The 5,338-nt window shown below is 47.7% G+C and carries 6 protein-coding genes and 2 pseudogenes; 4 read left to right on the top strand and 4 right to left on the bottom strand.

The features are described 5' to 3' along the window. Positions 1-191 (top strand): annotated as a pseudogene (locus H6F80_RS30600) (IS6 family transposase); the annotation flags it as partial. A 421-nt stretch (positions 192-612) separates the two neighbouring features. On the opposite strand, the gene H6F80_RS04945 reads toward H6F80_RS30600, so the two are convergent. Both H6F80_RS04945 and H6F80_RS29000 read right to left on the bottom strand, forming a co-directional pair. Then, positions 613-2,577, bottom strand: coding sequence for an EAL domain-containing protein (locus H6F80_RS04945; protein WP_199296386.1), 1,965 nt, complete (start codon positions 2,575-2,577; stop codon positions 613-615). A 23-nt stretch (positions 2,578-2,600) separates the two neighbouring features. After that, a complete protein-coding gene (locus H6F80_RS29000) occupies positions 2,601-2,828 on the bottom strand; it encodes a hypothetical protein (RefSeq protein ID WP_199296385.1) in 228 nt (75 codons plus the stop codon). Between the two features lie 206 nt (positions 2,829-3,034). On the opposite strand from H6F80_RS29000, the gene H6F80_RS04940 reads away from it, so the two are divergent. From H6F80_RS04940 to H6F80_RS04935, 3 genes and pseudogenes are all read left to right on the top strand, one after another. Further along, positions 3,035-3,199 carry a hypothetical protein gene (locus H6F80_RS04940; protein ID WP_190790492.1) on the top strand — a complete coding sequence of 55 codons (165 nt, stop codon included), beginning with the start codon at positions 3,035-3,037 and terminating at the stop codon, positions 3,197-3,199. 21 nt (positions 3,200-3,220) lie between these two features. Beyond that, positions 3,221-3,370 (top strand): annotated as a pseudogene (locus tag H6F80_RS31105) (helix-turn-helix domain-containing protein); the annotation flags it as partial. Positions 3,371-3,542: 172 nt separating this feature from the next. Then, entirely contained in the window at positions 3,543-3,953 is a 411-nt protein-coding gene (locus H6F80_RS04935) for a transposase (RefSeq protein ID WP_199296384.1), read from the top strand. A gap of 142 nt (positions 3,954-4,095) precedes the next feature. Here H6F80_RS04935 and H6F80_RS04930 read toward each other — a convergent pair whose 3' ends face one another. Beyond that, entirely contained in the window at positions 4,096-4,653 is a 558-nt protein-coding gene (locus H6F80_RS04930; RefSeq protein ID WP_190790490.1) for a hypothetical protein, read from the bottom strand. 300 nt (positions 4,654-4,953) lie between these two features. Then, positions 4,954-5,338 (bottom strand): hypothetical protein (locus H6F80_RS04925; protein WP_206755036.1); only part of this gene is annotated, 385 nt, incomplete at its 5' end.

Here is a 5,338-nt window from a genome sequence, read left to right as displayed (position 1 = left end):
AGGATCACCGCAACATCAAGCGATTGACTCAACCAAGGATGGGATTCGGCTCATTCAACACGGCAAGACGAACCCTAAGCGGAGTTGAAGCAATGAGTCTGACTCGCAAAGGACAAGCCAAGGGAATTAGCAAAGGGGACAGTGTGTCTCAAATAAAATTGATTGAAGTACTCTTTGGAAGTAACGCTTAACGGAACGTGAACGAGATACTTCGTTTGTTACTAAAAAGTATTTGCGACACAACCGCCCGTGGATTTGCTCATTTCGTATGGCAACGAATCCCAGAGAACCTTGATCCTTGGCTTGAGTAAGCTGTCGAGAACACTTTAACCCAGTTCCAGAAGTTTACGCGTAGTTTACAGGAGGATTATGAGGTAGTCAAAGCAGGAATCACATTAGAAACAAGCAATAGAAAAGTTAAAGAACAAATTAACCGAGATGTTGGAATGTCAGATGTATGGACGGGAGTAACGACTATGGATGCAATGACTCTCTTTAACACAACGGGTAAATCACGGTGTGCTGGGTGGAGGTGACAGTCAATTGGATATCCCTAGTTGCCCGATCTAACTTCCAGCTTTCGACTCTAAGCTGCGTAGGGTTTCATTCTGTTTACCACGTAGTGACTTCTTCGAAGCTTATCTGCACTGCGCAATTTTTACCTTGAGCTTTCGCTTGATATAGCCCTTGATCGGCGGCAGAGATTAAGGTAGCAGGAGATAACTGGCTATGAGGAATGAGCGTGGTCATCCCAAAGCTGAGGGTTATCCATTCACGAACCTGAGAATTGGGATGGGGCAGTTTCAATGCATTGATGTTCGTTTGAATTGCGTCAATGATAGCGATCGCTCCATCAACATCAGTATTGGGTAAAATGACTGCAAACTCTTCTCCACCGTAGCGAGCCACTAAATCAGCAGGACGCTTAGCCGCTTGCATAATGGCACTGGCAACTTGCCGCAACACATCGTCACCTGCTAAATGTCCATGCGTATCGTTATAGAGTTTGAAGCAATCAACATCACACAAGATTAGCGATAATGGTGCTTGCTCTCGTGCTAGCCGTTGCCAATCTGCGTTAAGTCTATCGTCAAAGCAGCGGCGATTTGCGACTTGGGTTAATCCATCGACCGAAGCAAGACGTTGAAGTTCTTGATTGGCGGTTTGTAATTGATGATACAATTCTGATTGCTGAATGGCGATCGCTGCCTGACCTGCAAGCTGGTTGAACAAATTAATTTCCGATTGTCGCCATTGTCGTGTGTTATAGCATTGGTGAGCAATCAACAGTCCCCACAGCCGCTCTTTTTGCAAAATCGGCACAATTAAATCTGCCCGGATTTGCAAACTCCTGAGCAATTCAATATGACATGGTGATAGCCCTGCTGTTTCAATGTTTTCGATCGCTCGGCTATTGCCCTGTTGGTAATAAGCAGCCTGGGTAGATTGAAAGCAAGTATCCATCACATGAAAGCCCAAAATGGATGGACATCCTTCTGCTAAAGATTCTACAGCGACTAACCCGCTCCAATCTGGCTCAAACTGATAGATGACGACTCGGTCTACCTCAAACCATTGTCGAACTTCATCTGCGGTAGTTTGTAGAATCTCGTTCAACTCCAACGACTGTCGAATACGTTGTGTGACAGCCGCCACAATGCGTTCAGACTCACTCTGGTGTCTAACTTGCTGCTCAACTAGCTGACAAGATGTTGTTGCCATTATGGTGCTGGTATTCAAGCGAGGAGTAGCCTTGACTGGCACAGCACTCGGCTTGGCAATGAGATAGCCTTGAGCGAAGGTTGCACCTCTTGCTTGCAGCCAGTTCAGTTCTTCAACGCACTCAATGCCCTCCGCAACTGTCTGAATGTTCAGCTTCTGAGCGATTTCCAGAAGTTTTTCGGTAATAGAAGCTTTGTAAAGGTCTTGATGGACATTTCGAATTAGCTCCATATCCAACTTAATGAAATCGGGGCGCACCTGATGCAGCAAGTTTAAGCTGGAATATCCAGAGCCCAGATCATCCAGTGCCACAGAAAAGCCAGCATCCCGGTAATAGCTCAGAACCGTTCTGAGGTGCTCTAAGTCTTGCGGGTTGTCTGACTCCACTACTTCAAACACAATCCGTTCATGGGTAATTCCAGCTCGGTCGATCGCCTCTACAGTGCTACGCAAGCAAGACACAGGATCATAGAGAGCTGTTGGGGCAAAGTTGATGAAAATGCGTCCTGTTAATTGATGATGGTTTGCTTGAGCGATCGTGCTGAGGCGAGCAACGCGATCCAATTGGGGCAGTAACCCAGCTTCCGTTGCGAGATCCAAAATTGGTCCTGGCATCACCAAGTTGCCCTGCTCATCAATTCCGCGCAGCAGCGATTCATACCCATAAATCCGAGACGTGTCTTGAATGAAGACAATTGGTTGAAAATGGCTTGTGAAGCGTTCAGTTGCCAGCATGTCAACCAGCCAGTCGGACTGACCGAATTTGATGAAGCGTTGCAGGGAGGCAATGTCACTAAAATCTTGCAGTTGGGGCTGAACTGTCCCTCGAATAAACAAAACTTGTGTTTCTCTCAATTCCCTGGGTGCTATGATACGGGCTACGCTACGCGCAATTTCTTGAGCCTGTCCTGGTTGACTGGTTGACAGGTCAAGCTCAAACCTGGTCGCTCTTGCATCAGTTCAAACTCGATCGCTGCCTGCTTTAAGTAAGGAACAACTTTTGTCAAGGTATGGGGAACTGGAAACCAGAGAAAAAGCTGACCTGCTTCTCCGGCGTGGCATCGCACAAGATTACGACAGGCACAAGTTTTAGAGAAAGATGCCATAAGTAAGCCCAGGATTAATCCATATTTCCTTCAGTGTTCCCATCCAACTGTTTAAAGGAAATGAACGAAGCATCATCTGCATGAAGACTTGATGAATGTAGCAACTTGGCTCCTAAGAAACAAGACCCTCCTGGTTGGCTTGACCTGAATCTAAGTAGCTCAACCAAATAAAACGTAAGATAGAGTGGATGTGGTTACCTTAAATTATGCCTGCTGCCCTACAAATTTGCCTCAGCGCAGAAGAGGATCGCCCTTTGCGCGAACTCAGCTACGCCGACGGAGTTCCAGAACGAGTCAAACAACGGGCGAGTGCCCTGCGACTTAATGCAGCAGGCTGGAGGACGAATCAAATTGCTCAGCATCTCGATTAGGCACCGCAAACTGTAAGAGAAACAATCCGTCGCTGGCAAGTTGGTGGGTTAGGGGGATTATGGGAAGCATCCGGTCGAGGTAGACATCGACGATGGAGTGAGGCGGATTGGCAAGCCATCGCGCAATGGGTCAAGGAACCCCGGCGTTATAGTGCTGCTCAACTGAGCTAGAAACTCGCGAGTGAGCGGCAAGTTGAATTGGGCAAAGAACAAGTTCGGCGACTTCTCAAAAAAAATTACACCTGGAAAAGGATTCGGCAGAGTCCTCCGACTGAGACGACGACCCCTCAGTATCAAGCCAAGCGGAGTGATTGGGAGATGCTGAAGCAATGGGCCCAGTTAGGTGTGGTCTGTCTCAAGTACCTCGACGAGTCCGGCTGTTGCCAGAGCGAGATCGTGTGACTACGCTTACAGCCTACGGGGGCAACAAAAGCAGGTGAAGCAACGCAAACGTAGCGGCAGACGGATTAACATCCTGGGCATTTGGTATCCCAAAGAGCAGTTTGACGATGCGCTGATGCTAGGAAGCCTGAAGAGTGCAACCTTCCTCAAGCTGCTGGATTGGCAAGCGGCCAAAGCCCAACAGCATTACCAACAAACCGGACAACTCACCGTAATTGTGCTCGACAATGCTTCCGTTCATCGCAGCAAACTGGCTCAACAACAGCAACCACACTGGCAACAACAAGGCTTACTACTCTTTTTCTTGCCTCCTTACAGTCCTCCGATGAATCGTATCGAGGATGAGTGGTGACAACTGAAACGCACGGAATTAGCCAGTCGAGTATTTGACGATGAGGTCGATTTAGCTGATGCGATTATGGAGGGCATTGAGAACAGGGGGAGGAACAGCGGCTACCCGGTAGAACGTTTTAAGTTTTATTAGGTTGCCCTACTTATCTCGTTAAATACTGGAGATAGAAGCCGAACCCGATGTGCCAAATTATATAATTTCCGAAACGCACGAGGACAGCACCTAACAAGCCATAGAATCGGAAACAGACTGCTGAAGCGAAGTTGAAGGCATAAGCATGAATTGCGTAAGCAGCGAAGGAGAACCCCCCAATCTCGCCGCCTGCCAACTGCATCAACGGAATGCCCTGAATAATCGGCTCAACAGCGGAAGTAAGCACAGCCAAGATCCAAAAGATTTTGTTTTGCGCACGACCCTTCAGGAAAACAGAAGATCCAAGCCAAAGAATGATCGGAATGGGTATTATGCGGAACACAGACTCTAATTTGATCGCTCCTCCTGTATAGACGAACAGGGACCCTGGGAAGCCAACATTAAAATCACTCCCCACCTTGGCTGCCAGAATACTTGTAGCTCCTGTTATTTGATCGATCAAAATAGCGCAGGTGCCGAAGGCTACGCCTACAAACATAGGAAGCAACAGTCGCTGTTTAACCGAAATGCGGCTGTCCCATGCTGCGGGAAAACCACTCTGCTGCATGCACCAGATCGCGGCTAAACCCACCAATGTGAACACGAGGTGTGTAATCCACGTATCCGGCTCTATGGGACGACCCCCCGAAGGAATTGTGGCGTGGAGCACATCCGTGACAGCCCATAGGAGCATGAGAGAGAGCCATACAAATGACGAGTTAAGGTAGCGCTGAGCGAATGTGTTCGGTTTGGTTGTAAGCCTCAGTGCCGCATATCTACCTTCAGATCTCACTGGTTTGTGATGCGATTGTTTCCGTTCCATATATACTCCTTGCAACAAAGTTTAGGTTTGGTTGGATAACATCAACTACCCCGGAACCGCAGGTACATCTCGGAGCAAGTCGGGTTCATTGTGTATAAAGGTAATTTGCAATGTCCCTACTAGCTCCTTTTGTCCTTGGGCTGTGTCAGTAGGCATCAGCTGCTCCAGGCTTTCCTGGCTAAGCTGTAGCCCGGTTGCTTGCAAAGATGTAGCAAGTTTATCTAAGTTGGCGATCGACACTTCAAAGTTGATGCAGATTAATATGTTCGAGTAAAGGTGAAAGTCGGTGATCCAGGCTCCTGCTTGGTTAATTGCCTCACTCACACAATCAGTCATCTGAATTCGATCTACTCTGGTAAACCCAGAAAGGCGTAAAAATTGTCGCGAAACCATAATTAACCCCATTAGAATCAGTTCCAGAATATAAAGG

Source organism: Leptolyngbya sp. FACHB-711, assembly GCF_014695615.1.
In the GTDB taxonomy this organism is placed as follows: Bacteria; Cyanobacteriota; Cyanobacteriia; order Elainellales; family Elainellaceae; genus Leptolyngbya_A.
Note: the sequence above shows the minus strand (reverse complement) of the source record. Positions and strands in the feature narration are given on the sequence as shown.